A 26,043-nucleotide genomic window follows, 5' to 3' on the forward strand; every position below is an offset into this window, starting at 1 on the left:
GCGAACCTGCCGCCGCAAGCGCCTCAGCGCGTCCTGGAGGGTCCAGGTGCGGTGTTCGGCGTAAAGCCGCCGACATGCGGGCCGGCCGAGGCCATCGCTCCCGCCTTCTCGGCATCGTGGGCCGAGCGGAAGAAGCTGTAGCTGATCGTGATGACGCGAAGGTCGCGCGTATTGGGGTTGTCGAACATCTTGGGGTCGATCCAGAAGGCGAGCGGCATCTCGACCTGCTGGCCTGGCTGGAGCGTCTGCTCGGTGAAGCAGAAGCAGGCGATCTTGTTGAAGAAGGGCGCCGCCTTCTCGGGTGTCACGTTGTAGGTGCTGATGCCCGTCACGGGCCCCGGCGAGTCGTTGCGGGCGGTATAGAAGGCGAGCCCCTCCTCCGCCCCGTGCAGCGTCACGGCACGCTGCGCCGGCCGGAACGTCCACGGCATCCCGGACTGGACATTGGCGACGAACTCGACGCGGATCGTCCGGGCATCCTGGGTAGCGGGAACGTTCGCGTTGATCATCGGCGTGCCGCCGAAGCCGGTGACACGGCAGAACAGGTCATAGAGCGGGACGGCGGCGAACGAGAGCCCGACCATGCCGGCGACAACGCCAGCGAGGCTCAGCGCGACGGTGCGGTTGCGGATGGCGCCCCTCCCTGCGTCGGCATGGGAGGAACCGCGTTGCCGCCGGCAGGCCCGAGCGCGCCGGGCCGCGTCAGCGCCTGCGGGTCGCTCACCTGAGACATGCGGCTGATGGTCAACGCGAAGAACAGCACGATGAGGCCGAGCAGCACGGCGAGCATGACGCGGTTGCGGCTTTTCTGCCGCGCGCGGAGCGTTGCCGTCTGCTCGCGCGTAAGGTCGGGGCCGCGGCGGGCGGCCTGCGGGTCTGCCGGCCCGGCGGCGCGTCGCACGGGCCGGGAAGTCTGGGAACCAGCGGTCTCGTGCGTCGCCATCACCATCAGATGGGCAGGATGGCGGCGTTTACGAGGATCCGCTCGATCGCCAGCACCCCGAACAGGGCGAACAGGTAGGTGATGGAGAAGCGGAACATCGCCTTTGCGGCAGCGTCCTTCACAAGGCTGACCCCCGCCTCGTCCTGCACCTCGCCGAGCACGGCGCGGGCATGACGGAGGAAGTTGAGCCCGAGCAGCAGCGCCGCAGCCCCGTACAACCAGGAGGCGAAACCCATCGCGACAGGCACGAGCGTCAGCGGCACGAGCAGCAGCGTGTAGATCATCACCTGGCGCCGCGTCTCGCGGGCGCCGGCGACCACGGGCAGCATCGGCACGCCGGCCCGGGCATAGTCGGCATGGGCGAACAGCGACAGCGCCCAGAAATGCGGCGGCGTCCAGAAGAAGATGATCGCGAAGAGCACGAGCGGCGCTGCCTCGACCGACCCCGTCGCCGCGGCCCAGCCGATCACCGGCGGGAATGCGCCGGCGGCACCGCCGATCACGATGTTCTGCGGCGTGCGCCGCTTCAGCCACATCGTGTAGACGAACACATAGAAGCCGATCGACAGCGCGAGGATGCCCGCCGCCACCCAGTTCGAGGCAAGCCCCATGAGCAGGACGGAGAACACCGCGAGCGTGATGCCGTAGCCCAGCGCCGCATCGGCGCTGATGCGGCCAGCCGGGATCGGCCGCGTGGCGGTGCGCCGCATCACCGCATCGATGTCGCGGTCGTACCACATGTTGATCGCACCCGACGCCCCGGCGCCAATCGTGATCGCGAGGATCGCGGCGAAACCAAGCACCGGGTCCATCGGCACGGGGGCCACGATGAGCCCGACCAGGGCGGTGAAGACGACCAGCGTCATCACCCGCGGCTTCAGCAGGGTGAGCCAGTCACCGGGCAGGGAGCCGACGAGGGGATCGAACCTCTCGTCGCCCTCGCCCAGCGCCTTAGCGCGCGCCCCCGCGTCAGCCAGGTTTGCCATGGCAGGGCCCCCGCACCCGCCTCAGCGGATGCGCGGCAGCTCCTCGAAGGCATGGAAGGGCGGCGGGCTCGTCAGCGTCCACTCGAGCGTGGTCGCCCCCTCGCCCCAGTAGTTCGGCGCGACCTCCTCCTTCGAGGCGAAGGTCCTGTAGACGACGTAGAGGAACACGATCGACGAGGCGAAGGTCAGGTAGCTGCCCCACGACGCGAGCATGTTCCAGCCCCAGAACGCGTCCGGATAGTCGGGGTAGCGGCGGGGCATGCCCTGCAGCCCGAGGAAATGCATCGGGAAGAACGTCAGGTTCACGCCGACGAACGTCGTCCAGAAATGCACCTTGCCCCAGAACTCGGGGTACTGGCGGCCCGACATCTTGCCGATCCAGTAGTAGAAGCCAGCAAAGATCGTGTACAGCGCACCAAGTGACAGCACGTAGTGGAAATGCGCAACCACGTAGTAGGTGTTGTGCAGCACCGTATCGAGACCGGCATTGGCGAGCACCACGCCCGTCACGCCACCGACGGTGAACAGGAAGATGAAGGCCACGGCCCACATCATCGGCAGCTCCATCCGGATCGAGCCGCCCCACATCGTCGCGATCCAGGAGAAGATCTTGATGCCCGTCGGCACCGCGATGACCATCGTCGCTGCCATGAAGTAGGCGCGGGTGTCGACCGACATGCCGGATGTGTACATGTGGTGCGCCCACACCACGAACCCGACCACGCCGATCGCGACCATGGCGTAGGCCATGCCGAGATAGCCGAACACCGGCTTGCGGCTGAACGTCGCGATGATGTGGGAGATGATGCCGAAGCCCGGCAGGATCATGATGTAGACTTCGGGGTGGCCGAAGAACCAGAACAGGTGCTGGAACAGCACCGGGTCGCCGCCGCCCGCCGCATCGAAGAAGGCCGTGCCGAAGTTGCGGTCGGTCAGCAGCATGGTGATCGCGCCGCCGAGCACGGGCACGGCGAGCAGCAGCAGGAACGCCGTCACCAGCATCGACCACACGAAAAGCGGCATGCGGTGCAGCGTCATGCCTGGCGCGCGCATGTTCAGGATCGTGGTGATGAAGTTGATCGCGCCCAGGATCGATGACGCGCCGGCCAAGTGCAGCGAGAAGATCGCCATGTCCATCGCCGGGCCCGACTGGAAGGTCGAGTTCGACAGCGGCGGATAGATCGTCCAGCCCGTGCCGGCCCCCTGGCCGACGAAGGCGGAGCCGAGCAGCAGGAAGAAGGCCGGAACGAGCAGCCAGAACGAGATGTTGTTCAGGCGCGGGAAGGCCATGTCGGGCGCGCCGATCATGATCGGCACGAACCAGTTGCCGAACCCGCCGATCAGCGCGGGCATGACCACGAAGAACACCATGATGAGGCCGTGCGCCGTGACGACCACGTTCCACATCTGGCCATCGGCGAAATACTGCATGCCGGGGTTGTGCAGCTCGAGCCGCATCAGCACCGACATCCCCGCGCCGATGAACGCGGCAATGACGGAGAAGATCAGGTAGAGGGTGCCGATGTCCTTGTGGTTGGTGCTGTAGAGCCACCGCGCCACGAAGCCGGGCTTGTGGTCATGGTGGTCATGCGCATGCGCGTCGGCGTTGGCCATGTCCGCTCCGTTCCGCCCTGTCCGTTCAGTCAGCAGGCCAGCCGGGCCCGCCGCGATCACTAACGCGAAATGTTGTCGTTTGCGCCGGCCGCAAGCTGCACGCCGCGCGCCTCGTCAGCCTGCCCTCCCCGACCTGGTCCTTCCGCCCCGGCGATCCGCGGTTCGGCGGGCTGCGTCGCGTCGTTGGCGAAGCGCCGCTTCGCCTCGGCGACCCAGGCCGTGAACTCGGCCTCGGGAACCGCCCGCACCACGATCGGCATGTAGGCGTGGTTCACGCCGCAGATCTGGTTGCACTGGCCATAGTATACGCCAGGGCGGTCGATCTTGAACCAGGTCTCGAGTGTCCTGCCCGGAATGCCATATTTCTGGATGCCGAGGGCGGGCACGAACAGGCTGTGGATCACGTCGCGCGACGTGACCAGCACGCGGACTTCCTTGCCCACGGGCACGACCAGCTCGTTGTCGACGTCGAGCAGGCGGCGCTGGCCAGGCTGGAGGTTCTCGGTCGGCACCATGTAGCTCTCGAACTTGAGGCCGTCATGGTCCGGGTACTCATATTCCCAGGCCCACTGGAAGGCCGTGACCTTCACAGTCATCTCGGGCTCGCGGGCGCGGTCCTGGAAGTAGAGCAGCCGGAACGACGGCACGGCGATGACCACGAGGATGAGCACCGGGATCACCGTCCACGCCACCTCGAGCAGGGTGTTGTGGCTGGTCCGGGACGGATTCGGGTTCCGCGCCGCGCTGAAGCGCATGACGGCGTAGGCGAGCAGCGCCAGCACGAAGATCGTGATCAGCGTGATGATCACGAGCACCATGTCGTGCAGGCTCTCGATGCGTTCCTTCACCGGGCTCGCCGCGGCCTGGAGACCCATGCCCCAGGGCACAGGCTCGCCGATCTGGTTGGCTTTGGCGGGCAATGTCGCCAGGGCGAGGGCGCCGACGCCCAGCCCGGCCAGCGCCACCGCGCCAAATCCCTTTGAGAAAGCTGACGTCACGCGGCGGCAAATCGTCGCAACAAGCATTGTCTGACCTGTTCGAACCGGTTCACGTGTCCTCCGGCCGCGCGCCGCACAGCCAGGGCGTGTGCTGCACCGCAAAGGACGGCGCGATGTCTCGCGCGAACGCAGGCCGGGGTCAAGCATCCGATACGGTGCGGAGACGGCCCTGACGTGACGACGGGCCGGAAGCTTGTCGCCTCGGCCCGCCGCCAATGCTGCACCCGCCGGGACGAATCCCGGATCACCCGTCTCTCAGCCTTCGTTCAGCCGTCGCCCTGCTTTTTCTTGCCGCCGGAAAACGGCACCCAGCCCTGCCAGGCGTGCTTGGCTCGCACCATCGGCCCTTCCTCGGCGGTCTTGACCAGGCTCAGGATGATCGAGCCGCCGATCAGCGCCGCGGTGATGCCGAGTGCCACCTCGACCGGCAGGAACTTCTCGCCCCAGCCATTCGCCTTCCAGATGTAGTTGCCGATCATCTTCACGCCGACGACCATGAGCACGATCGACAGACCGTACTTGAGGTAGTGGAACCGGTGGATGACGCCGGCGAGCGCGAAGTACATGGCGCGCAGGCCGAGGATCGCGAAGACGTTGGCCGTGTAGACGATGAACGGGTCGGACGTGATGGCGAAGATCGCCGGAATGCTGTCGAGCGCGAAGACGAGATCGGTCGTCTCGATCAGGATCAGTACCAGTGCGAGCGGGGTCATGAACAAGACGCCGTCGCGGCGGACAAAGAAGTGGTCCTTCTCGTAGGTTTCGGTCACCCGGTACTTCGACTTCATCCAAACAAGCAGGCGATTGTTGTCGAGGTCAGGCTCGGCATCCACGGCCTTCAGCATCTTGTAGCCGCTGAAGATCAGGAACGCGCCGAACAGCAGCATGATCCACTGGAAATTGTTGATCAGGGCCGAGCCGACGAGGATCAGCGTGCCGCGCATCACCAGCGCACCGACGATGCCCCAGAACAGCACCCTGTGCTGCACCTGCGCCGGCACCTGGAAATGGCTGAAGATCAGGACGAAGACGAAGATGTTGTCGACCGAGAGCGACCACTCGATCAGGTAGCCGGTCAGGAACTCGAACCCCTTCCGGCTGCGTTCCTCGGGCGTCTCGCCATAGAAGGCGAACACGCCGGCGGCGAAGATCATGGCGAGGATGAAGAATGCGCCGGAGCGGTACAGCGCCTCCTTCACCGGGATGGGCCGATCGCGCTTGGTCAGGACGCCGAGGTCGAGCAGCAGCAAAAGCAGGATGAACGCGTTGAATGCGATCCAGAACCACAACGGTGCCGACACGAAGAGCCTCCACGACAGCGCCGCAACGCCATATGACCAAAAGCGGGGACTGCCCCACGGCACGGGGCCCCCGCCAGAAGGTCCGACATCGCGGTTGCCGGGAACGGCCTGGGCGCAGTGCGGCCGTACCGGACCCTCCCGCCAGAGGGGCCCGGACCCAAGCAGCGGGACGTAACGAAAGGCCGGGCCCGATGCAACCCCCGCATCGGACTGGAGATGCACTTTGCCGGGGGGTTCCTTTGCGTTAGTGTCCCCCCCACATCAGGGACAGGCCGGGGCGACCCGGTCACCGGAACAAACGCGCGGGACGGACGCAGGCACCATGGGATCCTTCAGCATCTGGCACTGGCTCGTGGTGCTTCTGGTCATCCTGCTGCTGTTCGGCAGCGGCAAGATCAGCGGCCTGATGGGCGACCTGGCGAAGGGCATCAAGTCCTTCAAGCAGAACATCAAGGAAGACGAGAAGCCCGAGGGCACGGCCGAGCAGAAGCCGGCCGGCAGCATCGCGGGCCCGGACGCGCAGGCAACGGCCCGCACGACCGAGACGTCCTCCGCCCCGCGCGGCTGAAGCAGCCTCGGCGAAGGCAGGCTGCCGGCTGCGTTGCGCAACGGCAGGTTCCGCTCCTAATCTGCCTCAGGTGAACATAGGGTAGCGGCGCACGCGTCATCGTGCGCCGCCGCGAATGCCGGGACAGAAGATCCGGGCAAGCGCTGCAAGGGGGGCGGATGAGGAGCGAGACGTCCGAAGGCGGGGGGCCTGCTCGCGTGCCGCATGGCGGTAGCGGCGGGCCGGTGCACGACACCATCAGTGCCGAAGAGGCAGCGCGCATCGAGGACATGGAGTTCGCCTCGAGCCGTCGCACATTGTCGGGTCCCATCGGCATCGCGCTTCGCTGGTTCGGCATCATCTTCGTCGGCTTCCATCTCTGGACGCTGCTCGTCGCGCCAGTGGACCCGCTGATCGCGCGCGCCATCCATGTATTTGCCGGCGCCGCGATCGGGCTCGCCACCTTCGCGGCCAGCACCCGCACGCGGCTAGACCGGATCGCCTGGTACGACTGGCTGATGATGGCGGCCTCGATCGCCGTGATATTCCACTTCGCGCTCGATTCCGACGGCATCGAGATGCGGTCCTTCATGGGGCCGAACAACCGCGACACGGTGGTCGGCCTCGCCGCGATCCTGCTGCTGCTCGAGTTCACGCGGCGCACGGCCGGCCTCGCGATGCCCATCATCGCGTGCGTGTTCATGGCCTACATCTTCGTCGGCCCCTGGCTCCCCGGCGCGCTCTTCCACCGTGGCGTTCCCTGGCGCGAGGCGGTGAACTTCATCGCCGGCACCGAAGGCATCTTCGGCATCACCACCTCGGTGTCGGCGACGTTCATCATCATGTTCGTCACCTTCGCCGCCTTCCTGCAGACCTCGAAGGCGGGCGACTACTTCAACGACCTCGCGATGTCCCTCGTCGGCTGGGCACGCGGCGGGCCGGCGAAGGTCGCGGTCATCTCGTCGTTCATGTTCGGCACGGTCTCGGGAAGCTCGGTGGCGAACGTGGTCGCCTCCGGCACCTTCACCATCCCGATGATGAAGCGCGCCGGCTACGACGCCGACACCGCCGGCGCGGTCGAGGCGACCGCCTCGACGGGCGGGCAGATCGCCCCACCCGTGATGGGTGCGGGGGCATTCATCATGGCCGAGGTGCTCGGTCGCCCCTACCAGGAGATCCTGATCGCCGGGATCATTCCGGCGCTGCTCTACTACCTCGCCTGCTATACCCACGCTGACCTGCATGCGCTGAAGGCGAAGCTGCGCGGCCTGCCGCGCGACGAGCTGCCGCCGCTGCTGCCGCTGCTGAAGCGCCTCTACCTGTTCTCGCCGCTCGTCATCCTCATCGTCGTGCTGCTCTCGGGCTACTCGCCGTTCCGCGCGGCCGGCCTCGGCATCGCAGCGACCCTCGTGATCATGGCCGTGACGTTCCTGCTGCATCGCCTCGTGGTGCAGCGGCAGAACCCGTTCGGTGCCCTGGCCGGCGCCGCAGGCCAACTCGTCCAGGCGATCGCCGATGCGCTTGCGATCGGCGCGCGCGAGGCGCTGCAGCTGATCGCCGTCTGCGCCACGGCCGGCATCGTCGCCGGTGTGATCGGCCTGACCGGCATCGGCGGCCGCTTCGCCTCGATCCTGCTCGCGCTCGGCGGCGACATTCCCCTGCTGGCCATGACCTTCGCCGCGGTCGTGGCCCTGATCCTCGGCATGGGCGTGCCGACCACGGCGGCCTACGCCATCGCCGCCGCGGTGGTGGCACCTGGGCTGATCCGCATGGGCGTGCCTCCGCTCGTCGCGCACATGTTCATCTTCTACTACGCGGTGCTCTCGGCCATCACGCCGCCGGTCGCGCTCGCCTCGTTCGCAGCGGCCGGCCTGGCGCGAGGAAGTCTCTGGGGCACCAGCCTGAAGGCGCTGAAATTCGGCATGGCGACCTTCCTCGTGCCCTACATGTTCTTCCTCAACCCGGTGCTGCTCGCCCAGGGGCCGTTGATCGAGATCCTGCAGGCCTTTGCCACGGCGGCGCTTGGTGTCGTGCTGCTCGCCTTCGCCACGGAGGGATATATGGCCGGCAGGCTCGCCTTGCCGCTCCGGCTGCTGGCGGGCGTGGCGGCGGTGCTGTGCATCGTGCCTGAGGGCGTGACGGACCTCCTGGGCGTCGCGCTCGGGGCCGGCCTCTATCTCTGGCAGCGGCGGGCTGCCGGGCGCGCTGCCGTGGCCGGCTGACGCCGGCGCGATGCACGGCCAGGGGCCTGGTGCGCCAGGTCGTCCGCCACGGCGGCGCGCCTCGGAACTGCTGCTCGACCTTGCCCGCGCCTGGCCGGCCGAGCGCATCACCATCGGCGACCTTCTCGCGGCGCTGGGTGATCGCGGCTACGGCCTGCTGATCCTGGCACTCGCGCTGCCGAACCTGATCCCCGTGCCGATGCCCGGCGTGTCCGGCATCCTCGGCACACCGATCATCCTGCTTTCGCTCATGATGCTCGCCGGCTACCCGGAACCGGTGCTGCCGCGCCTGATCCGCGAGCGCAGCTTTCCGCGCGCGACGCTGGAGGCGGTGATGCTGCGCGCCCAGCCCTGGCTCGCCCGAATCGAGCGCATCACGAAGCCCGGCACGCTCACGCTGCCGAGCCGCGCCGTCGAGATCGCGGCGGCCATCCTGCTGACGCTCAACGCCATCCTGCTCGCCCTGCCGATCCCGTTCGGCAACCCGGCGCCCGCCGTCGCCATCATCCTGACCGCGATGGCCCTGGTGGAGGCCGATCGACGCATGTTCCTCGCCGCCATCGCGGCGATGATCGCGGCGATCGTGATCGACATTGCCATCGTCGCGCTGCTGGTCGGGCTCGGGAAGGCTGTCGTCTCGTTCCTGTGACGCCCAAGCGTCAACAACGCGGCGGCTTTGCTGCTTGACCCAGGGCGCCGGCGGGTGGGAGATCGGTCGGGATGATCACGACCTACAGGATCGAGGGCGGCCAGATGCGCGTGGGCGACGCGCTGCCGCAGCTGCTCGGCCCCGACGCGCCGCGGGGCGAGGGGGCGCTGCCGATCTGGATCGACCTGCTGCAGCCGACGCTCCAGGAGGAGCGGCTGGTCGAGCAACTGATCGGCGTAGAGGTGCCGACGCGCGAGGAGATGCAGGAGATCGAGGCCTCCTCGCGCCTCTACCGCGAGGGCGACGTGCTGTTCATGACAGCCCCGTTCCTCTACGGCATCGATACGGGCGAGATCGGCTCCGCCGCCATCACCTTCGTGCTGACGCCCACGGCATTGGTCACGGTGAGGTACGCAACGCCCAAGGCATTCGGCGTGTTCGCCGCGCGCGCCGCCAAGAATCCGCACCTCGCCTCGACACCCGATGGCGTGATGCTCGGCCTGTTCGAACAGGTGGTGGACAGGCTCGCCGATATCCTCGAGCGCGTCGGCGCCGACATGGACCGCACCAGCCAGGCAGCGTTCAAGGCGGCGAAGAGCCAGGACCGCGCCTCACGCAAGAACGACGTCCTGAAGGATGCGCTGATCGCGCTCGGCCAGGTCGGCGAGATCACCTCGCGCACGTCGGACACGCTGCTCGGGCTCTCGCGCATCCTCGCCTTCATCGCGGCGGAGAAGGATGCCTGCATCCGGAAGGAGAACAAGACCCGGGTGAAGACGCTCACGCGCGACGTGCGCAGCCTGATGGACCACGGCAAGTTCCTGAACGAGAAGGCGACGTTCCTGCTCGATGCCGTGCTCGGCATCATCAACATCGAGCAGAACGCGATCATCAAGACGTTCTCGGTCGTCGCCGTCATCTTCATGCCGCCGACGCTGGTGGCCAGCATCTACGGCATGAATTTCCAGGTGATGCCGGAACTGGAATGGGTGGCGGGCTACCCGTTCGCGCTCGGCCTCATGCTCGCCTCGGCAATCGCGCCGCTGTGGTTCTTCCGCCGGAAAGGTTGGCTATAGCGCGGCGACGCGTTCGGCGAGCGCAAGAAGCTGCGCGGGAGCGGCCTCGAGCTCGGCCAACGGAATGCCCTCGCCCGGCTTGTGCGCCTGCCCGACATCGCCCGGGCCCAGCACGATGCAGGGTGCGATCGCCTGGAGCTCCGACGCATCGGTGCCGTAGGGCGCGGTTTTCGCCGGCAGCCCCGTCGACGCCACGGCGGCAGCGACGAGCGGATGGTCGGGCGCGAGTTCCGGTGGCGCCCCCTCCCACGCCTCCTCGAGCGCGATGCCCGCCTCCTCGGCGGCCGCGCGCACGGCCGTGACGATGGGCATCGGGTCAACCTTGCGGGAGTAGCGGAACTTGATGCGCGCGGTCGCCCGCGCCACCGTCACGTTCACGGCCGTGCCGTGGTTGTCGATCGTGATGTTGAAGTCGCTGAAGGGCGGGTCATACGCCTCATCCTGCCAGGTGGGGTCGGTGCGCAGCCGGTCATGCACGGGCAGGATGGCGTGCAGGAACCGCACCAGGGCGAGGTTGCCGTTCAGCCCCTTGCCGGTCGATGAATGCGCCTGGATACCGGTGGCCGTGGCGGTGAACTGCACATGCACGCGATGGCCGCGGACGCATTGCATGCCGGACGGCTCGACCACCACGATCCCCTTCGGCACCACCTTGCGGACGAGAGCGCTGTCGGTCGCGATCAGCCGCGCGCCTGCCTTCGTCGTCTCCTCGTCGAAGGTGTAGAGCAGCGTGACCGGCAGCCCCTCGGGTGCTGCCTTCGCCGCGACCAGGCTGGCCGCGAGCGGCCCCTTCATGTCGCAGGCGCCAAGCCCGATCAGCGACCCGGCGGCGACATCCGGCGTCCACGGGTCTGTCGTCCAGCCCGTCCCCGGAACCGTGTCCATGTGCGCGCTGAACGCCGCCCCCGGGCGCATCGGCCCGCGATGGGCGACGAGCGCACGCTTGGCAACGCCCGCTGGGTCGATGAAGTCGAGTCGCTCGACCTCGAAGCCGGCCAGCTCCGCCTCGATGCGGTCGGCCACCCCGATGTTCGAGAGCGATGAGCGGCTGTCGAGCGCGACGAGGTCGCGCGCCAGCGAGATGACGTCTGTCATGGTGGGTTCCCGTGCCTGCCGGGTGCAGCCTTGCAAGCCGGCGCTGCTTGGGCAAGCCTGCCCGCGCATGAACCATCCCCCCTCCTATCTCGATCCCCGCTCGGGACGCATCTGGCCGCTCGACCACGCCCGCTGGCGCGGCGACGATGGCGCGCCCCTGATGCTCACCGACCTGCCGGGCCTCGCCCGCGCCGACATCGACCAGGCGACGCGCAGCCTCTGGCGCTACCGCGCGGCGTTGCCCTTCGGCCCGGAGGTGGCGCCGATCACGATGGGCGAGGGCTGCACGCCGCTGATCCCGCGCCGGATCGGCGGGGCGGAGGTTCACCTCAAGCTCGAATGGTTCGCACCCACCGGTAGCTTCAAGGACCGTGGTGCGTCGGTGATGCTGTCCGGCCTGCGGGCGCAGGGCGTGACGGCTGTGCTGGAGGACAGTTCCGGCAACGGAGGTGCTGCGATCGCGGCCTATGCGGCGGCGGGCGGGATGGCAGCGACCATCATGGTGCCGGCCTCGACCAGCCCGGCCAAGATCGTGCAGATGAAGGCAGCGGGAGCCGCGATCGAACTCGTTCCGGGCACGCGGCAGGATTGTGCGGATGCAGCACTCGCGAAGGCGGAAACGGTCTTCTACGCGAGCCACAACTGGCACCCGTTCTTCCTCCACGGCACCAAGACGCTCGCCTACGAGCTCTGGGAGGATCTCGGCTTCCGCGCGCCGGACAACGTGATCATCCCCTGCGGCGCGGGCTCGAACGTGCTCGGCTGCGACCTGGGCTTCGGCGAATTGCTGCGCGCCGGCGGAATCGCGCGGCTGCCGCGCCTCTTCGCGGTGCAGCCGGCGAATGTCGGGCCGATCGCCGCGGCCTTCGCCGCCGGCAGCGACACGCCCGTTCCCTGCACGATCGCACCGACCATCGCGGAAGGCACCGCGATCGCGCAACCGATCAGGCTGGCCGAGGTGCTGGGTGCGATCCGCCGCTCGGGCGGGGCGGCGGTGACGGTGACGGAAGCCGAGATCGAGGCAGCTTTATTCTCGCTCGCGCGCAGCGGCATCTATGTCGAGCCGACCTGTGCGACGGCCGCCGCGGCATTGGCCAACCTTATCGCTGACGGAACGATCAGGCCTGGCGAGACCACGATCCTCGTGCTCACCGGCACGGGGCTGAAGGCCACGGCGCGCATCGGCGCGCTCATGGGCATGGAGATCTGAACCGATGGCCAAGGGCCCACCGCCGCGCATCGCCGTTCTCGGCTTCTCGATCGAGTGCAACGCCTTCGCCCCGCCGGCGACGCGGAAGGATTTCGAGGGCTGCGTCTGGCTCGAGCGTGACGCGATCACCGCCGACGCGCGCTGCCCCGCCCCGGTCGCGCTGCCGGAAACGCCGGGCTTCTACGCCGCGATGGATGCGACCGGCCCGTGGCAGCCCGTTCCCATCCTGCTCGCGATGGCAGAGCCGAACGGCCCTGTCGAGGAGGCGCTGTTCGCCGAGATGATGGCGGCATGGCGGAAGGGGCTCGAGGCCGCGAAGCCCCTCGACGGCGTCTATCTCTGCCTGCACGGCGCGGGGCTGACCACCGCGCGGCAGGACCCCGATGGCGATCTCTGCGCGCTTGTGCGCGAGGTCGTCGGCGCCGGCGTTCCCATCGTCGGCACGCTCGACCTGCACGCCAACGTCTCGGCCGCGATGGTGGACAATCTCGACGTCTTCGTCGGCTATCGCACCAACCCGCACATGGACATGCGCGAGCGTGGCGAGGAGGCGGCCGTGCATCTCCGCGCGCTGCTGCGCGGCACGCGCACCACGCGCGCCTTCGTCCGCCTGCCCATCGTCGCCCCCACCGTGACGATGCTGACGGGCCGCGACGCGACCGATCGTCCCTATGGCGAGATGATCGACCTCGGCCAGCGTCGCGCCGCCGACCAGGATTGCGCCGGGCGGATCATGAACGTCTCGGTCATGGGCGGCTTCGCCTATGCCGACACGGCGAAGAACGGGCTGGCCGTCGTCGTCACCGCGCGCGAGGGCGATGAGGACGAGGCGCGCAGCCTTGCCGTCGAGATCGCCGAGCTCGGCTGGATGAACCGCGACCGTTTCCGGGCGCGGCTGACCAGCCTCGAGGACGCGACGGCGCTGGCGCACGCCACCGGCGCCGACCCCGGCAAGCCGGCGCAGTGCTTCGCCGATGTCGCCGACAACCCAGGCGGTGGCGGGCGCGGCAACACGATGTGGATCATCGAGGCCTTCCTGAAGGCCGGCGTGAAGGGTGCGCTCGTCGGCATCATCAACGACGCACCGCTGGCCACAGCCGCGCACGCAGCCGGCGTGGGTGCCACCATCACCGCGCGCTTCAACACCGCCGAGACGAACGAATTCTCGAAGCCTTTCGAGGCGGAGGCACGCGTCGTCGCGCTCAGCGATGGGCATGTCACGGGCAGGCGCGGCATCTTCGCGGGCCGTGACATGCGGCTCGGGCCATGCGCCGCGCTCGCCGTCGGCGGGCTGACCATCGTCATCGTCTCGTACCGCACGCAATGCGCCGATCCCGCGTTCTTCGAGATGCTCGGCCTCGACATCCGAGCCGCACGGTCGGTCGTGGTGAAGTCGCGCGGGCATTTCCGCGGCGGGTTCGACGAGTTCTTCGGCAATGACCGCATCACCGAGGTCGACGCACCCGGCCTCACCTCGCCCATCCTCTCGCGCTTTGCGTGGAAGAATTTGCCGCGCCCCGTCATCCCGCTCGACGAGGGCGTCGCCTGGTCGCCTTCCACCGGCGCCCGCTGACGGCAGGCCATGCCGAACGGTTCACCGCTGACGGGATCAGGACGACATCATGCGCCTCGCTGACCTGCCAACGCCTTCGCTGCTGCTCGACCTGCCGAAGCTTCGCCGCAACATCGCCGCGATGCACGAGGCAGCCGCACGCCACGGCGTGGCGCTCAGGCCGCATCTGAAAACCGCCAAGTCGGTCGATGTCGCGCGGCTGGCCACCGCCGGCGAGGCGGGCGGCATCACCGTCAGCACGCTCGCGGAGGCACGACACTTCGCCCAGGCCGGGTTCCGCGACCAGATCTACGCCGTCGGCATCACGCCCGCGAAGCTCGATACGGTCGCGGAACTGAACCTGCGCGGTGCCGAGGTGAAGGTCATCACCGATGACCGTGACGTCGCGGCGGCGATCGCGGCCCATCCGGGCCCGGTCACCGCGCTGGTCGAGGTCGATGTCGGCGAGGGGCGCGGCGGGCTCGGGCCGGACGATCCGGCGCTGGTGGCGATCGCCCGGCATCTCGGCACCCGTTTCGAAGGCGTTCTCACCCATGCAGGCCACTCCTATGCCGGGCGCAGCATCGCCGACATGGCGCAGATGGCAGAGATCGAGCGTGCAGGTATCGTCCGCGCGGCAGAGCGCATCAGGACAGCCGGCATCCCTGTGCGCATCGTCTCGATGGGCTCCTCGCCCACCGCGCTGCATGCCGCCCATCTCGAGGGCGTGACGGAGCTTCGCGCCGGCGTCTACATGTTCGGCGACCTCCTGCAATGCCAGATCGGCACCGAGGCACGCGAGGACATCGCGGTGTCGGTGCTCGCGTCCGTCATCGGGCGCCGGCCGGCGACGAACCAGGTGCTGCTCGATGCCGGCGCGCTGGCGCTGTCGAAGGACCGCAGCACCGAGGGCGCGCCGAAGGACTACGGCTTCGGCCTCGTGGTCGACCTTGCCGGCAACGCGACGCTGGGCGATGCGATCGTCCGCCGCGCCTACCAGGAGCACGGCGTGGTGGAGAGCGCCGCGCCGCTGCCCTTCGATGCGCTGCCGATCGGCGCGCGGCTGCGCGTGCTGCCCAACCATTCCTGCCTGACCGCGGCCGCCTACCCCGCCTACAACGTGCTCGACGGATCGGACGAGATCGTCGCGGTGTGGCCGCGCGTGAACTACTGGTAGGCGTTACTCCGCCGGCTGCTGCGCAGCGACGCGCGCGGCCTGCGCCGTGCCGGCGGTGAGCACTGCGGCGGCGAGGCAGAGGGCGGAGACGACGAGCGTCAGCCCGGGGCGCCCCATGTCGATCAGCGCGCCGAGCGGGGCCGGAACGATCGCCTGGCCGAGCGGCAGCCCCGCCGAGACGAAGCCGAAGACCTGGCCGGTCGTTCCGGGTGGTGCCGCCTTCCGCACCAGCATGTCGCGCGCCGGCATCAGCACGCCGAGCATCGCCCCCGCCGCTGCCGCCGTGCCGATCAGCGCCGCTGCCCCCATCGGCACCACGCCGAGTGCCGCGACGAGTGCGGCACAGCCGAGCAGCATCACCGCGACGGTGGAGGCATGCCGCGTCGTGCGATCGGCCAGCCACCCGCCGGCGAGCGTGCCGAAGGTGCCGCCGAGCAGCCACGCCGTCAGCGCCGCCGCGGCGGCGGCCAGCGTCACGCCGTGGATCTTCGGCAGCACGGTGACGAGGAACGTCTGCACGCCCGACCCGCCCATCGCCAGCAGCGTCATGAACGCGAACAGCAGCAGGATGGGCTTGGCCGTCAGCACCCGCACGGGGCTTCCCGTGTTCGCCCGCTGCACCGCCTCGCTCCGCAGCGCCTTCGCCCAGATGGAAAGCGCGAGCACCACGGGCAGCCCGATCAGCCCGATCACCATCAGCGTCCCGCGCCAGCCCAGCAGCGCCTCGAGCCCGATCGAGACGGCGGGTGCCGCGGCAAAGCCGGCATAGCCCGAGGCCGTGTGCAGGCTGAACGCACGCCCCATCCGCCCCTGGCTGACGGAGCCTGCGAGGATCGCATAGTCGGCCGGGTGGATCGTCGCGTTGCCGAGGCCGGAGACGAGGGCGGCGGCGATGAACCACCACCAGCTTGGCGCGACCCCCATGCCGATGCTGGCCACCGCCATCAGCAGCGTGCCGCCGATCAGCCACGGTGCCGCGCCCGTGCGGTCGATCGCCACCCCGATCGGCGTCTGCCCGAGTGCGGTGACGGCCGAGAGAACCGCGATCGCCCCGCCGAGGGCGGCGTAGGACACGCCAAGGTCCTCCCGCATCATCGGGAACAGAGGCGGGATGGCGAGAACGGTGAAGTGGCTGATGAAATGCGCCGCGCCGATCAGCGCGATGATCAGAGCATCCTTTCCCGCCTTCGGCGCAGAGGTGGCGGGAGCGGGGTTCATGCCCCGAAGGCTAGCCGATCAGGGGCGGGGCGCATACCTCCCCACCCCCGAGGCTGGGTCAGAGCAGGTCGTCGTCGCCGTCGAAGCCGCCGTCATCCTCGATTGCCGCCGGCTCCGGCTCCGCCGCCTCGGCCGCCCCGCCCATCCCCATCATGGAGGCCAGCGCGTTGCCGAGCATGATACCGCCGAGAACGCCGACGGCCGTCGACGCCGCCGTGCCGAGGAAGCCGGGGCGGCCCTGCTGGAACATGCCTGGGCGGTAGCCGGGCGCGTGCACCTGCGCCGGCGGCGGGGCCGTGTTGCCGCCGCCGAACAGGCCGCCGAGCAGGCCCTTGGGCTGCGATTGCGCCTGCCACTCCACCTGGTTGGCGCGGTTCGTCGCCTCGGCCAGCGCATGTTCCTGGAAGAAGGCAAGCTGCGTGAGGCGATAGCGCGCCTCGGGGTGCTTCTCGAACAGCTCCTTCAAGAGCGCATCGGCCTCGGGGTCGATCGCCTCGCCGCCGGCATTCACCGTGCGCGTGACGAAACTCGTGATGAGCGTGCGTTCCTCGTCGGTCATTGCTGGCTCCCTGGCGTCCCTGCGTCCATTGGTTGGCGCGGAAGTGGCCCGGCGGTGGGCGCCGTTCAAGCCTCGCCACGCGCTTGTCATGCGCTCAGCCCGAGGCGTGGCGCCTCGATGGCGGGGCAACGGTCCATCACCACGGCGAGGCCCGCGGCGCGGGCGCGCGCGGCTGCGGCCTCGTCGACCACGCCAAGCTGCATCCAAACCACCTTTGCCCCGCGCGCGATCGCGGCATCGACCACCGCGCCCGCCTCCTCGCTGCGGCGGAAGATGTCGACCATGTCGATCTCGCCCGGCACCTCGGCCAGCGTGGCCACGACGGTGCGGCCGTGGATGGTCTGCCCGGCAAGCCCTGGGTTCACGGGCACCACGTCATAGCCGCGGGCGAGCAGCCAGCCCATCACGCCATGGCTCGGCCGACCGGCCTTCGCGGAGGCGCCGACCAGCGCGATGCGGCGCACGGAGGTGAGGATGTCGCGGATCGCCGCGTCGCTGTTGCCGTCATGCATGCGCCATCCTTGCGCGGCGGGGCGAACAGGGGAAGTGATGGGCTGTGACCTTCTCCCTCGCCCGCGCCTGGCTCGCTCTCGCCACTGCCCTCGTCGTGGCGGTGGTGGATGCGCCATGGCCGGCGATCGTCGCGCAGGCTCTGCTCGCGGCGCTTGCCGCGCGGCGGGCCTGGCTGTTCGCCCGTGGGCTGCCCGTGCCGGCCATGCGCGGGCTGCGGCAGACCGCACGAACGCTCGGCCGTCTCGCGCGGCTGAAGGCGCCCGAGGGCGGCTGGCTTGCCGCCGGGCAGGGCGACCTCGTGAACCTGTTCATGGTCGTTGCCGCCGCAGTCACGCTCGCCTTCGCGGCGGCACCGCCGGCGGCGTATCCGCTCAGCGCCTTCATTGTTCCGGTCGTCGCCCTTGCCGCACGCGCCGTGGACGAAGGGTTCCCGCGCGGCGGCGGCACCATCGAGGGCGCAGCGCTTGCCGCCACGCTCGCGGGCGGGGCGATCGTCCTCGCGCTCCGCGGCGGCTCTCCGGCCTGGTGCCTGGTGGCACTCTGGTTCTCACTCTTCCCCGCACTCGCGTGGCGACGCCGCGCTTGATGTGCGCGGCCATGGCGGCATCTATGGAGGGATGGCAAACCTCCCCCTCCCCGCGTTCCTCTCCCCCGCGCCCCGTGTCGCGGTCATCCGCCTCGCCGGGCTCATCGCACCGCCTGCCGGCGGCCTGCGCGCCGGTGGCCTCTCGCTCGAGGCCATGGCGGGGCCCATCGCCCGCGCCTTCGCGGTGAAGCGGCTGGCGGGCGTGGCACTCGCGATCAACAGCCCTGGCGGCTCTCCCGTCCAGTCGAGCCTGATCGCCGGCCGCATCCGCGCGCTGGCGGAGGAGAAGAAGCTGCCCGTCACCACCTTCGTGCAGGATGTCGGTGCCTCGGGCGGCTACTGGCTCGCCTGTGCCGGCGACGAGATCTTCTGCGACGAGAGCTCGATCCTCGGCTCGATCGGCGTGGTCAGTGCAAGCTTCGGCTTCGGCCGCGCTCTCGCCCGCCTGGGCATCGAGCGGCGGCTCTACACGGCGGGGTCGCGCAAGGGCCTTCTCGACCCGTTCGGGCCGGAGCGGGAGGAGGACGTGGCGCGGCTGCGCGCGGTGCAGGACGACATCCACGAGAGCTTCAAGGCGTGGGTGCGCACACGGCGCGGCGCGCGGCTGAAGGCGCCGGAGGAGGAGCTCTTCACCGGCGAGTTCTGGACAGGCCGTCGCGCCGTCGCGCTCGGCCTCGCCGACGGGATCGGCGAGTTGCGCACGACGATGCGCGCGCGGCATGGCGAGAAGGTTCGCTTCGCCGTGTTCGGTGGCCCCCGCCGTCCGTGGTGGGCACGGTTCCTGCCAGGTGCTGACACGCTCATGGCCACCGCTGCCGATACGCTGGCAGAACGCGCAGCCTACGCCCGCTTCGGGCTCTGACGCAGGCGCGAGCCGGAATTGCGACAGGTCAACCGCCTGCCGCAGCGCGGTCGATATGCTGGGTGACGCCGTTGCCCGCAGGGATGCGGCCAAGCACGCGTAAGGAGCTCCTCATCATGGCAGCCACGTCGCCCCGCAACCGTCTGCTTCCTTGGTTCATCGGCCTGCTCGTCATCATCGCGGCCGCGGTAGCGGGGGTGTGGGTGCTGTATGCCGGCGGCTGCGCCGCACCCGCAATGGTCGTCGTCATCGCCCTCGTTGTGATGCCCGCGGTCTACCTCGCGCTGATGTACCTTACCCTGACGAGCCAAGCGTGATCGGAGGCACGGGACGAGCGCTCTGACGCCGCCCGCCGAGCCATGAGCAGACGACGTAGAACACGGGCGTGAAGATCAGCCCGAACGCGGTGACGCCGAGCATGCCGGCGAACACCGCGGTGCCGAGGCTCTGGCGCATCTCAGCCCCCGCCCCTTCCGCGATCACCAGCGGCACGACGCCGAGGATGAACGCGAGCGAGGTCATCAGGATGGGCCGCAGCCGCGTGCGCGCCGCCTCCACCGCCGCATCGCGGCGCGAGAGGCCACGCTCCTCCGCCTGCTTGGCGAACTCGACGATCAGGATCGCGTTCTTCGCCGCGAGGCCGACGAGAACGACGAGCCCGATCTCGACGAGGATGTTGCGGTCGAGCCCGCGCAGGTTCACGCCGATCATCGCGGCGAGGATGCACATCGGTACGATCAGCACGACGGCGAGCGGCAGCGTCCAGCTCTCGTAGAGGGCGGCAAGCAGCAGGAACACGAACACCACCGCAAGCCCGAAGGCGAGGATGGCGGTGTTGCCCGCGAGCTTCTCCTGCAGCGCGATCTCGGTCCACTCGAAGCCGAAGCCTGGCGGCAGGCGCGTGCCGGCAAGCTCCTCGATCGCCGCGATCCCCTGGCCGGTCGAGAAGCCAGGTGCCAGCGCCACCTGCACCTCGGCGGCCGGATAGAGGTTGTAGCGCGCGACGCGGTAGGGGCCTGTCGTGTCGCTGAAGGTCGCGACCGAGCCGATCGGCACCATCTCGCCGGTGTCGTTCCGGGTGCGGAGGTTCGCCACGTCGGCCGCCGTGAGGCGGAACGGATTGTCGGCCTGCGCCGTCACGCGATAGATGCGGCCGAGGATGTTGAAGTCGTTCACGAAGGCGGAGCCGTTGTAGATCGACAGCGCCTCGAACACGCGCCCGATCGGCACGCCGAGCATCTCTGCCTTGGTGCGGTCGATGTCGGCGAACACCTGCGGGCTGCGCGTGTTGAACAGCGTGAAGGCCTGCGCGAAGCCGGGCGTGGCGGATGCACTTCCCGCCATCGCCCAGGCAGCACCCTCGAGCGCGGGATAGCCGCGGCCAGCACGGTCCTGGACATAGAGCTTGAGCCCGCCGCCCGTGCCGATGCCCGGGACCGAGGGCGGCTCGATCACCAGGATGAACGCTTCCTGGATCGCGAACATCTTGCCCCTGAGCTCGCCGAGGATCTGCTCCGATGTCAATCCGGCGGCGACTCGTTCCGCGAACGGCTTGAGCGAGACGAACACCACGCCCGTGTTCGGCGCGTTGGTGAAGGTCGCACCATCGAAGCCGACGAAGGCGACGGAGGATTGCACCCCGGGCGTCTCGATGATCGTCTCCGACGCGCGGCGCACCACCGCATCGGTGCGGGCGAGCGAGCTGCCCGGCGGCAACTGGAAGGCGGCGATGAAGTAGCCGCGGTCGAGCTGCGGGATCAGCCCCGTGGGCGTGTCGACGAGCCGCTGGTAGGTGAGGCCGAGCAGCCCGGCATAGACGACGAGCACCAGCGCCGCGAGGCGCACGAGGCGGCGCGTCAGCCCCGCGTAGCCGCGGGCCATGCCGTCGAACGCCGCGTTGAAGCCGCGGAAGAACAGCCGGAATGGCGCGCCGACCACCGCCATGATGCCGGAAGGCTTCTCGTGGCTGTGCGGCTTCAGCAGAAGTGCTGCCATCGCCGGCGAGAGGGTGAGCGAGACGAAGGCCGAGATGGCGGTCGAGACGGCGATGGTGATCGCGAACTGGCGGTAGAACGAGCCCTGCAGGCCCGCGATGAACGCCGTCGGGATGAACACCGCGCCCAGCACGAGCGCGATCGCGATCAGCGCGCCGCCCACCTCATCCATCGTCTTGTAGGCCGCCTCGCGCGGGCTGAAGCCCTCGGCGAGGTAGCGCTCCACGTTCTCGACCACGACGATCGCGTCGTCGACGACGATGCCGATGGCCAGGACGAGCCCGAACAGCGACAGCGTGTTGAAGCTGATGCCGAACAGGGCGAGGAAGGCGAAGGTGCCGACGATGGAGACCGGGATCGCAACGATCGGGATGATCGCCGCGCGCCAGCTCTGCAGGAACAGGATCACGACCAGCACGACCAGCGCGATCGCCTCGATGAACGTGATGATCACCGCATCGATCGATTGCTGGATGAACTCGGTGGGGTTGTACACGACCGAGTAGCCGAGGCCCGACGGGAAGCTCCGCGAGAGCCCATCCATCCCGCCGAGCACGGCGGCGGCGGTGGCGAGAGCGTTGGAGCCCGGCCGCTGGAAGATGACGATGGCCGTGGCGGTGACGTTGTTGAGATAGGAATTGACCGTGTAGTCCTGCGCGCCCAGCTCGATCCGCGCGACGTCGCGCAGCCGTGTCACGGTACCGCGCTCGGGGTCGGAGCGGATCACGATCCCGGCGAACTGCTCCGGGTCCGACAGCCGCCCAAGCGTCTGCACGCTGATCTCGAAGCCCGACGGCGACACGGCGGGCGGCTGGTTGATCGAGCCCGCCGCGACCTGCACGTTCGCCGCGCGGATGGCGGCCACCACCTCGCCCGCCGTCATGTCGCGCGCGGCGACCTTGGCGGGGTCGAGCCAGATGCGCATCGCATAGTCGCGCGCACCGAAGATCTGCACGTCACCCACACCGTCGATCCGGGCCAGCACGTCCTTCACGTAGAGGGTCGCGTAGTTCGACACGTATTGCTGGTCACGCGAGCCGTCGGGGCTCGTCATGTGGATGACCATCATCAGGTCGGGCGAGGCCTTGCGCACCGTCACGCCGAGGCGCCGCACCTCCTCCGGCAGCCGCGCCTCGGCCACCGCGAGGCGGTTCTGCACGAGGATCTGCGCCTGGTCGATATTGGTGCCGGGGCGGAACACGACGTTGATCGACACGCGCCCGTCGCCGGTCGACTGCGAGACGATGTAGAGCATCCCGTCGACGCCGTTGATCTCCTGCTCGATCGGTGTCGCCACCGTCTCGGCGATCACCACCGCCGAGGCGCCCGGGTAGGTGGCGGCCACCACCACGGTGGGCGGCGCGATCTCGGGATATTCCGCGACCGCCAGCGAACGATACGATATCGCACCGACGATGGTCAGCAGGACGGAGAGGACGGTGGCGAAGATCGGGTGGTCGATGAAGAACCGTGAGAGGCGCATCGGCTCAGCCCGCGCGGCCGGTGGTCGGCGGCGGCTGGGGTGGACCCTCCGCCTTGATCTCGCCCGGCTGCGGGCTCACGCGCATGCCGGGCCGCACGAAGGGGTTCGCCTGGCCGTTGATGATCACCCGCTCATCGACGCGAAGCCCTGAGCGGATGACGCGCAGCCCATCGATGATCGGCCCAAGCGTGACCACGCGCGGCTCGACCATGTCGTTCGCGCCGACCACGAGCAACACCTTCCGCGCCTGGTCGGAGGCGATGGCGCTGTCGGGCACCAGCAGCGCCTCGCCCTCGCCGGCCCAGAGCCTGAGGCGACCGAACAGGCCCGGGGTCAGGAACGCGTCCTTGTTGTCGAACACCGCGCGGCCGCGCAGCGTGCCGGCGCGCGGGTTCACGACGTTGTCGACGAAGTCGAGGCGGCCTTCGCGCGCGAACTCGGTTTCGTCCGACAGGCGCACGCGCACGGGCAGCATGTTGTCGCGCCCCGAGGGCCGCGTGCCGTCGCGGGCGAGGCGCGAGTACTTCAGGAAGTCGGCCTCCGACACGTCGAACACGAAGTGGATCGGGTCGAGCCGGACGATGGTGGTCAGCAGCGTCGCCTGCGCGCCGGTCGTGCCGCCGGCGATCAGGTTGCCGACATCGACGCGCCGGTCGCTGATCCGCCCGGCGAGCGGGGCGCGCACCTCCGTCCATTCCAGGTTCAGCTGGGCGATGCGGAGATTCGCCTGGGCCGATTGCAGCCCGGCGAAGGCCTGGCGCAGCTGCGCCTGGCGGGTATCCAGCTCGCGCTGCGGCAGCGTGCGCGTCTGCACCAGGGGCAACGCACGCTCGACCTCGCTCTGCGCGAGCTGCACCTGCGACCGCGTGCGCGTCACCTCCGCTTCCGCTACCTCCACCGCGATCTGGAAGGGGCGCTGGTCGATCGTGAACAGAAGGTCGCCGCGCGAGACCGTGTCGCCGTCGCGGAAGTGGATCGCCTCGATGAAGCCCGAGACGCGGGCGCGCACCTCGACCGATTCGACGGCCTCGAAGCGGCCGGTCTGCTCGTCCCACTCGGTGATGGTGCGGGCGAGCGGGGTGGCGACGGTCACCGGCGGGGGTGGCATCTGCGCTGCGGCCGGGAATGCTGCAACGAGAACAACCGCAAAGGCGAGTGCGCGGCGTGGGAGCGTAGGGAGGGGCATGGCAGCTCCGGTCCCGCTGGGGCGGGCAGGTTCAGGTGCCGATCAAATCGTATGCATCCTGATTGAGCGCAAGCGTGCGGCCGCCGCCACGTGATCAAGCCCGTGACAGTGGAGCAAGCCGGGAACAGTGGGGGCAAGGATTCGACGAGCGTGCCGGCCCTGGCGGGGACGCTGGCGGTTCCCTTGCCTCCCCTGCTGCTCTAGAACCGCGCCGCACGCCCGCGTCCCTGGAATGCGCGGCGATGACGAAAGAGAGCCACCGTGATCCGCATCCTGTTGCTCGGCCTCGTCCTGGCCGGCGTGTACTACCTCTACCGGATGGTGACGCAGCAGAAGCCTGCCGTGCCTGAGGCGGCCAATGACGCGACCCCGATCGGCACGACGGCCGAGAGCGTGGCGGACGCGGAGCCAACTCCGGAGGCGATGCCCGAGCCCGAGCCCGAGCCGGAGCCGGAGCCGGAGCCGGAGCCCGCCACCCAGGAGGCAGCCGAGATGATCGAGTGCCCGCTCTGCCAGGCCTATGTGCCGGAAACGGCGCATGACGGCTGCGGCAGGCCGGAATGCCCCATCCCCGCGCTCGCCGCCGACCGCGCACGCTGAGCTACCGTTGCCGCTGCGGCGCAGCATCGGTAGATAGGGCCGCAACGATCACCCCATGAGCGCACACGCGATGGACGCCCCCACGCTGACGGTCCGCCAGGCCCCGCGGAGCTTCCAGGAGATCATCCTGCGCCTCTCGGCGTTCTGGGCGGCAGAGGGCTGCGTGATCCTGCAGCCGTATGACATGGAGATGGGCGCGGGCACCTTCCACCCGGCAACGACGCTGCGCGCGCTGGGGCCCAAGCCCTGGAACGCGGCCTACGTGCAGCCCTCGCGCCGCCCGTCAGACGGGCGCTATGGCGAGAACCCGAACCGGCTGCAGCACTACTACCAGTACCAGGTGATCCTGAAGCCCTCGCCGCCAGACCCGCAGGGCCTCTACCTCGCGAGCCTCGCGGAGCTCGGCATCGACCCGCTGCTGCACGACATCCGCTTCGTGGAGGATGACTGGGAGAGCCCGACGCTGGGCGCCTGGGGGCTGGGCTGGGAGGTGTGGTGCGACGGGATGGAGGTGACGCAGTTCACCTATTTCCAGCAGGTCGGCGGCATCGCGTGCGAGCTTCCTTCGGCAGAACTCACCTACGGGCTCGAGCGGCTGGCGATGTACATCCTCGGCGTCGAGCGGGTGTATGACCTGCCGTTCAACAGCCCCGATGCGCCGACGCCGCTCACCTACGGCGACGTGTTCCTGCGCGCCGAGCGCGAGTTCAGCGCGCACAATTTCGAGCATGCCGACACGGCCACGCTGCTGCGGCATTTCGAGGATGCGGAGAAGGAATGCGCGGCGCTGCTCGCCCACGGCTTGGCGCTGCCTGCCTATGACCAGTGCATCAAGGCCTCGCACCGCTTCAACCTGCTCGATGCCCGGGGGGTGATCTCGGTGGCCGAGCGGGCGGCCTATATCGGCCGCGTGCGCACGCTGGCGAAGGCCTGCTGCGAGGCCTGGCTTGCGGCCGAGCAGGCTGCGTGATGCCTTCTTTCTACCATCAGCGGGTGGTATTCTACCATCGCCATGGGACATCAGCTGAACCTGAAATCCGACGAGGCCTATCGGCTGGCGAGCGAGCTTGCCGCGCTGAAGGGCGAGAGCCTGACGGAAGCGGTGACGGTGGCGTTGCGCGAGCGGCTGGCGCGGGAGTCGAAGGCCGCCACGCGCGAGGCGCGGCTCGCCCGCATCCGCGAGCATGCGGCGGCGATCAGGGCGCATGTCGCCCCCGGCACCTCCTGGGAAAGCGACAAGGACCTCTACGACGAGGACGGCCTGCCGAAGTGATCGTCGATACGTCAGCCCTCCTGGCCGTCGTGCTGAACGAGGGCGATGGGCCTTCGCTCGCCGCGGCGATGGTCGATGCGCCGGAGGTTGGCATGTCGGTCGCGAACTTCTTCGAGGCGGCGATCGTGCTGGAACGGCGGGGTGACGCAGAGGCCAGCGCGCGGCTTGACCCCGTGGCCGCCGAACTCGGCCTCGCCTTCCACCCCGTCACCGTGTCGCAGATGCGGCTGGCGCGCGAGGCGTATCGGCGCTTCGGCAAGGGCCGGCATCCGGCTGCGCTGAATTTCGGCGACTGCTTCGCGTATGCGCTGGCATCCGAGCGTGGCGAGCCGTTGCTGTTCAAGGGCAACGACTTCGCCCAGACCGACGTCGCCCGGGCAGTGTGATGGTGGTGATCTA

At 69.2% G+C, this 26,043-nt stretch carries 26 protein-coding genes; 14 read left to right on the forward strand and 12 right to left on the reverse strand.

All coding sequences use genetic code 11. The features are described 5' to 3' along the window. Nucleotides 1-23: 23 nt before the first annotated feature. The 6 genes from Q0C38_RS17245 to Q0C38_RS17270 all read right to left on the reverse strand — a co-directional run bounded on the left by Q0C38_RS17245 (nucleotide 24) and on the right by Q0C38_RS17270 (nucleotide 5,842). The gene (locus Q0C38_RS17245; protein ID WP_291298355.1) at nucleotides 24-584 is read right to left on the reverse strand and encodes a cytochrome c oxidase assembly protein; all 561 of its coding nucleotides are present in this window, start codon (nucleotides 582-584) and stop codon (nucleotides 24-26) included. A 23-nt stretch (nucleotides 585-607) separates the two neighbouring features. Further along, entirely contained in the window at nucleotides 608-901 is a 294-nt protein-coding gene (locus Q0C38_RS17250) for a hypothetical protein (protein WP_291298356.1), read from the reverse strand. Nucleotides 902-948: 47 nt separating this feature from the next. Beyond that, nucleotides 949-1,920 carry a heme o synthase gene (locus Q0C38_RS17255; RefSeq protein WP_408870043.1) on the reverse strand — a complete coding sequence of 324 codons (972 nt, stop codon included), beginning with the start codon at nucleotides 1,918-1,920 and terminating at the stop codon, nucleotides 949-951. A 30-nt stretch (nucleotides 1,921-1,950) separates the two neighbouring features. After that, complete coding sequence (gene ctaD, locus Q0C38_RS17260) at nucleotides 1,951-3,543, reverse strand: cytochrome c oxidase subunit I (RefSeq protein WP_291298358.1); 1,593 nt, start codon at nucleotides 3,541-3,543, stop codon at nucleotides 1,951-1,953. Nucleotides 3,544-3,602: 59 nt separating this feature from the next. After that, nucleotides 3,603-4,568 carry a cytochrome c oxidase subunit II gene (gene coxB / locus Q0C38_RS17265; RefSeq protein WP_408870042.1) on the reverse strand — a complete coding sequence of 322 codons (966 nt, stop codon included), beginning with the start codon at nucleotides 4,566-4,568 and terminating at the stop codon, nucleotides 3,603-3,605. A gap of 239 nt (nucleotides 4,569-4,807) precedes the next feature. Continuing rightward, complete coding sequence (locus Q0C38_RS17270; RefSeq protein WP_291298360.1) at nucleotides 4,808-5,842, reverse strand: TerC family protein; 1,035 nt, start codon at nucleotides 5,840-5,842, stop codon at nucleotides 4,808-4,810. A 322-nt stretch (nucleotides 5,843-6,164) separates the two neighbouring features. On the opposite strand from Q0C38_RS17270, the gene Q0C38_RS17275 reads away from it, so the two are divergent. From Q0C38_RS17275 to Q0C38_RS17290, 4 genes are all read left to right on the forward strand, one after another. After that, nucleotides 6,165-6,410, forward strand: coding sequence for a twin-arginine translocase TatA/TatE family subunit (locus Q0C38_RS17275; RefSeq protein ID WP_291298361.1), 246 nt, complete (start codon nucleotides 6,165-6,167; stop codon nucleotides 6,408-6,410). A 224-nt stretch (nucleotides 6,411-6,634) separates the two neighbouring features. Further along, the gene (locus tag Q0C38_RS17280; protein ID WP_291298362.1) at nucleotides 6,635-8,611 is read left to right on the forward strand and encodes a TRAP transporter fused permease subunit; all 1,977 of its coding nucleotides are present in this window, start codon (nucleotides 6,635-6,637) and stop codon (nucleotides 8,609-8,611) included. Nucleotides 8,612-8,621: 10 nt separating this feature from the next. Then, nucleotides 8,622-9,260, forward strand: a complete 639-nt coding sequence (locus Q0C38_RS17285) for an exopolysaccharide biosynthesis protein (RefSeq protein ID WP_291298363.1) — start codon at nucleotides 8,622-8,624, stop codon at nucleotides 9,258-9,260. 71 nt (nucleotides 9,261-9,331) lie between these two features. Next, nucleotides 9,332-10,336 (forward strand): magnesium transporter CorA family protein, encoded by a 1,005-nt coding sequence (locus tag Q0C38_RS17290; protein WP_291298364.1) that lies wholly within the window; start codon nucleotides 9,332-9,334, stop codon nucleotides 10,334-10,336. Here Q0C38_RS17290 and Q0C38_RS17295 read toward each other — a convergent pair. After that, complete coding sequence (locus tag Q0C38_RS17295) at nucleotides 10,331-11,431, reverse strand: M20/M25/M40 family metallo-hydrolase (protein ID WP_291298365.1); 1,101 nt, start codon at nucleotides 11,429-11,431, stop codon at nucleotides 10,331-10,333. The two genes, Q0C38_RS17290 and Q0C38_RS17295, sit on opposite strands and share 6 nt — an antisense overlap. Nucleotides 11,432-11,498: 67 nt before the next feature. On the opposite strand from Q0C38_RS17295, the gene Q0C38_RS17300 reads away from it, so the two are divergent. Genes Q0C38_RS17300 through Q0C38_RS17310 form a run of 3 tightly spaced genes read left to right on the forward strand, consistent with a single transcriptional unit; the run spans nucleotide 11,499 to nucleotide 15,370 of the window. Continuing rightward, complete coding sequence (locus tag Q0C38_RS17300) at nucleotides 11,499-12,641, forward strand: pyridoxal-phosphate dependent enzyme (protein WP_291298366.1); 1,143 nt, start codon at nucleotides 11,499-11,501, stop codon at nucleotides 12,639-12,641. 4 nt (nucleotides 12,642-12,645) lie between these two features. Next, the gene (locus Q0C38_RS17305; protein WP_291298367.1) at nucleotides 12,646-14,214 is read left to right on the forward strand and encodes a M81 family metallopeptidase; all 1,569 of its coding nucleotides are present in this window, start codon (nucleotides 12,646-12,648) and stop codon (nucleotides 14,212-14,214) included. A gap of 49 nt (nucleotides 14,215-14,263) precedes the next feature. Next, nucleotides 14,264-15,370, forward strand: coding sequence for an alanine racemase (locus Q0C38_RS17310; RefSeq protein ID WP_291298368.1), 1,107 nt, complete (start codon nucleotides 14,264-14,266; stop codon nucleotides 15,368-15,370). Between the two features lie 3 nt (nucleotides 15,371-15,373). Here Q0C38_RS17310 and Q0C38_RS17315 read toward each other — a convergent pair whose 3' ends face one another. The 3 genes from Q0C38_RS17315 to Q0C38_RS17325 all read right to left on the reverse strand — a co-directional run bounded on the left by Q0C38_RS17315 (nucleotide 15,374) and on the right by Q0C38_RS17325 (nucleotide 17,659). Continuing rightward, nucleotides 15,374-16,588 carry an MFS transporter gene (locus Q0C38_RS17315; RefSeq protein WP_291298369.1) on the reverse strand — a complete coding sequence of 405 codons (1,215 nt, stop codon included), beginning with the start codon at nucleotides 16,586-16,588 and terminating at the stop codon, nucleotides 15,374-15,376. 58 nt (nucleotides 16,589-16,646) lie between these two features. Next, nucleotides 16,647-17,147: a DUF2076 family protein gene (locus tag Q0C38_RS17320; RefSeq protein WP_291298370.1), complete on the reverse strand. Its 501-nt coding sequence runs from the start codon at nucleotides 17,145-17,147 to the stop codon at nucleotides 16,647-16,649. 86 nt (nucleotides 17,148-17,233) lie between these two features. Continuing rightward, complete coding sequence (locus Q0C38_RS17325) at nucleotides 17,234-17,659, reverse strand: CoA-binding protein (protein ID WP_291298371.1); 426 nt, start codon at nucleotides 17,657-17,659, stop codon at nucleotides 17,234-17,236. 44 nt (nucleotides 17,660-17,703) lie between these two features. On the opposite strand from Q0C38_RS17325, the gene Q0C38_RS17330 reads away from it, so the two are divergent. From Q0C38_RS17330 to Q0C38_RS17340, 3 genes are all read left to right on the forward strand, one after another. Then, nucleotides 17,704-18,246, forward strand: a complete 543-nt coding sequence (locus Q0C38_RS17330) for a hypothetical protein (RefSeq protein WP_291298372.1) — start codon at nucleotides 17,704-17,706, stop codon at nucleotides 18,244-18,246. A gap of 31 nt (nucleotides 18,247-18,277) precedes the next feature. After that, on the forward strand, nucleotides 18,278-19,108 hold the full coding sequence (locus Q0C38_RS17335; protein ID WP_291298373.1) for a S49 family peptidase: 831 nt from the start codon (nucleotides 18,278-18,280) through the stop codon (nucleotides 19,106-19,108). 116 nt (nucleotides 19,109-19,224) lie between these two features. Further along, nucleotides 19,225-19,425 carry a hypothetical protein gene (locus Q0C38_RS17340; protein WP_291298374.1) on the forward strand — a complete coding sequence of 67 codons (201 nt, stop codon included), beginning with the start codon at nucleotides 19,225-19,227 and terminating at the stop codon, nucleotides 19,423-19,425. Here the strand turns inward: Q0C38_RS17340 and Q0C38_RS17345 are convergent. Further along, nucleotides 19,403-22,585, reverse strand: coding sequence for an efflux RND transporter permease subunit (locus Q0C38_RS17345; RefSeq protein WP_291298375.1), 3,183 nt, complete (start codon nucleotides 22,583-22,585; stop codon nucleotides 19,403-19,405). The two genes, Q0C38_RS17340 and Q0C38_RS17345, sit on opposite strands and share 23 nt — an antisense overlap. A gap of 4 nt (nucleotides 22,586-22,589) precedes the next feature. Further along, nucleotides 22,590-23,693 carry an efflux RND transporter periplasmic adaptor subunit gene (locus Q0C38_RS17350; RefSeq protein WP_291298376.1) on the reverse strand — a complete coding sequence of 368 codons (1,104 nt, stop codon included), beginning with the start codon at nucleotides 23,691-23,693 and terminating at the stop codon, nucleotides 22,590-22,592. 339 nt (nucleotides 23,694-24,032) lie between these two features. On the opposite strand from Q0C38_RS17350, the gene Q0C38_RS17355 reads away from it, so the two are divergent. The 4 genes from Q0C38_RS17355 (at nucleotide 24,033) to Q0C38_RS17370 (ending at nucleotide 26,030) form a co-directional block, all read left to right on the forward strand. Then, a complete protein-coding gene (locus tag Q0C38_RS17355; RefSeq protein ID WP_291298377.1) occupies nucleotides 24,033-24,371 on the forward strand; it encodes a hypothetical protein in 339 nt (112 codons plus the stop codon). Between the two features lie 70 nt (nucleotides 24,372-24,441). Next, the gene (locus Q0C38_RS17360; protein WP_291298391.1) at nucleotides 24,442-25,341 is read left to right on the forward strand and encodes a glycine--tRNA ligase subunit alpha; all 900 of its coding nucleotides are present in this window, start codon (nucleotides 24,442-24,444) and stop codon (nucleotides 25,339-25,341) included. 42 nt (nucleotides 25,342-25,383) lie between these two features. After that, the gene (locus Q0C38_RS17365) at nucleotides 25,384-25,644 is read left to right on the forward strand and encodes a type II toxin-antitoxin system VapB family antitoxin (RefSeq protein WP_291298378.1); all 261 of its coding nucleotides are present in this window, start codon (nucleotides 25,384-25,386) and stop codon (nucleotides 25,642-25,644) included. Continuing rightward, complete coding sequence (locus Q0C38_RS17370) at nucleotides 25,641-26,030, forward strand: type II toxin-antitoxin system VapC family toxin (protein ID WP_291298379.1); 390 nt, start codon at nucleotides 25,641-25,643, stop codon at nucleotides 26,028-26,030. The genes Q0C38_RS17365 and Q0C38_RS17370 overlap by 4 nt, the downstream gene beginning before the upstream one ends. Nucleotides 26,031-26,043: the final 13 nt, after the last annotated feature.

The sequence above is a fragment of the Elioraea sp. genome, from assembly GCF_022842375.1.
Classification (GTDB): domain Bacteria; phylum Pseudomonadota; class Alphaproteobacteria; order Acetobacterales; family Acetobacteraceae; genus Elioraea_A.

Excerpts from the sequence above, each read along its gene's own strand:
- Q0C38_RS17245 (WP_291298355.1), bottom strand. The coding sequence starts at position 584 with ATGGTCGGGCTCTCGTTCGCCGCCGTCCCGCTCTATGACCTGTTCTGC.
- ctaD (WP_291298358.1), bottom strand. The coding sequence starts at position 3,543 with ATGGCCAACGCCGACGCGCATGCGCATGACCACCATGACCACAAGCCC.
- coxB (WP_408870042.1), bottom strand. The coding sequence starts at position 4,568 with ATGCTTGTTGCGACGATTTGCCGCCGCGTGACGTCAGCTTTCTCAAAG.
- Q0C38_RS17275 (WP_291298361.1), top strand. The coding sequence starts at position 6,165 with ATGGGATCCTTCAGCATCTGGCACTGGCTCGTGGTGCTTCTGGTCATC.
- Q0C38_RS17285 (WP_291298363.1), top strand. The coding sequence starts at position 8,622 with ATGCACGGCCAGGGGCCTGGTGCGCCAGGTCGTCCGCCACGGCGGCGC.
- Q0C38_RS17290 (WP_291298364.1), top strand. The coding sequence starts at position 9,332 with ATGATCACGACCTACAGGATCGAGGGCGGCCAGATGCGCGTGGGCGAC.
- Q0C38_RS17295 (WP_291298365.1), bottom strand. The coding sequence starts at position 11,431 with ATGACAGACGTCATCTCGCTGGCGCGCGACCTCGTCGCGCTCGACAGC.
- Q0C38_RS17300 (WP_291298366.1), top strand. The coding sequence starts at position 11,499 with ATGAACCATCCCCCCTCCTATCTCGATCCCCGCTCGGGACGCATCTGG.
- Q0C38_RS17305 (WP_291298367.1), top strand. The coding sequence starts at position 12,646 with ATGGCCAAGGGCCCACCGCCGCGCATCGCCGTTCTCGGCTTCTCGATC.
- Q0C38_RS17310 (WP_291298368.1), top strand. The coding sequence starts at position 14,264 with ATGCGCCTCGCTGACCTGCCAACGCCTTCGCTGCTGCTCGACCTGCCG.
- Q0C38_RS17315 (WP_291298369.1), bottom strand. The coding sequence starts at position 16,588 with ATGAACCCCGCTCCCGCCACCTCTGCGCCGAAGGCGGGAAAGGATGCT.
- Q0C38_RS17320 (WP_291298370.1), bottom strand. The coding sequence starts at position 17,147 with ATGACCGACGAGGAACGCACGCTCATCACGAGTTTCGTCACGCGCACG.
- Q0C38_RS17325 (WP_291298371.1), bottom strand. The coding sequence starts at position 17,659 with ATGCATGACGGCAACAGCGACGCGGCGATCCGCGACATCCTCACCTCC.
- Q0C38_RS17335 (WP_291298373.1), top strand. The coding sequence starts at position 18,278 with ATGGCAAACCTCCCCCTCCCCGCGTTCCTCTCCCCCGCGCCCCGTGTC.
- Q0C38_RS17340 (WP_291298374.1), top strand. The coding sequence starts at position 19,225 with ATGGCAGCCACGTCGCCCCGCAACCGTCTGCTTCCTTGGTTCATCGGC.
- Q0C38_RS17345 (WP_291298375.1), bottom strand. The coding sequence starts at position 22,585 with ATGCGCCTCTCACGGTTCTTCATCGACCACCCGATCTTCGCCACCGTC.
- Q0C38_RS17350 (WP_291298376.1), bottom strand. The coding sequence starts at position 23,693 with ATGCCACCCCCGCCGGTGACCGTCGCCACCCCGCTCGCCCGCACCATC.
- Q0C38_RS17360 (WP_291298391.1), top strand. The coding sequence starts at position 24,442 with ATGGACGCCCCCACGCTGACGGTCCGCCAGGCCCCGCGGAGCTTCCAG.
- Q0C38_RS17365 (WP_291298378.1), top strand. The coding sequence starts at position 25,384 with ATGGGACATCAGCTGAACCTGAAATCCGACGAGGCCTATCGGCTGGCG.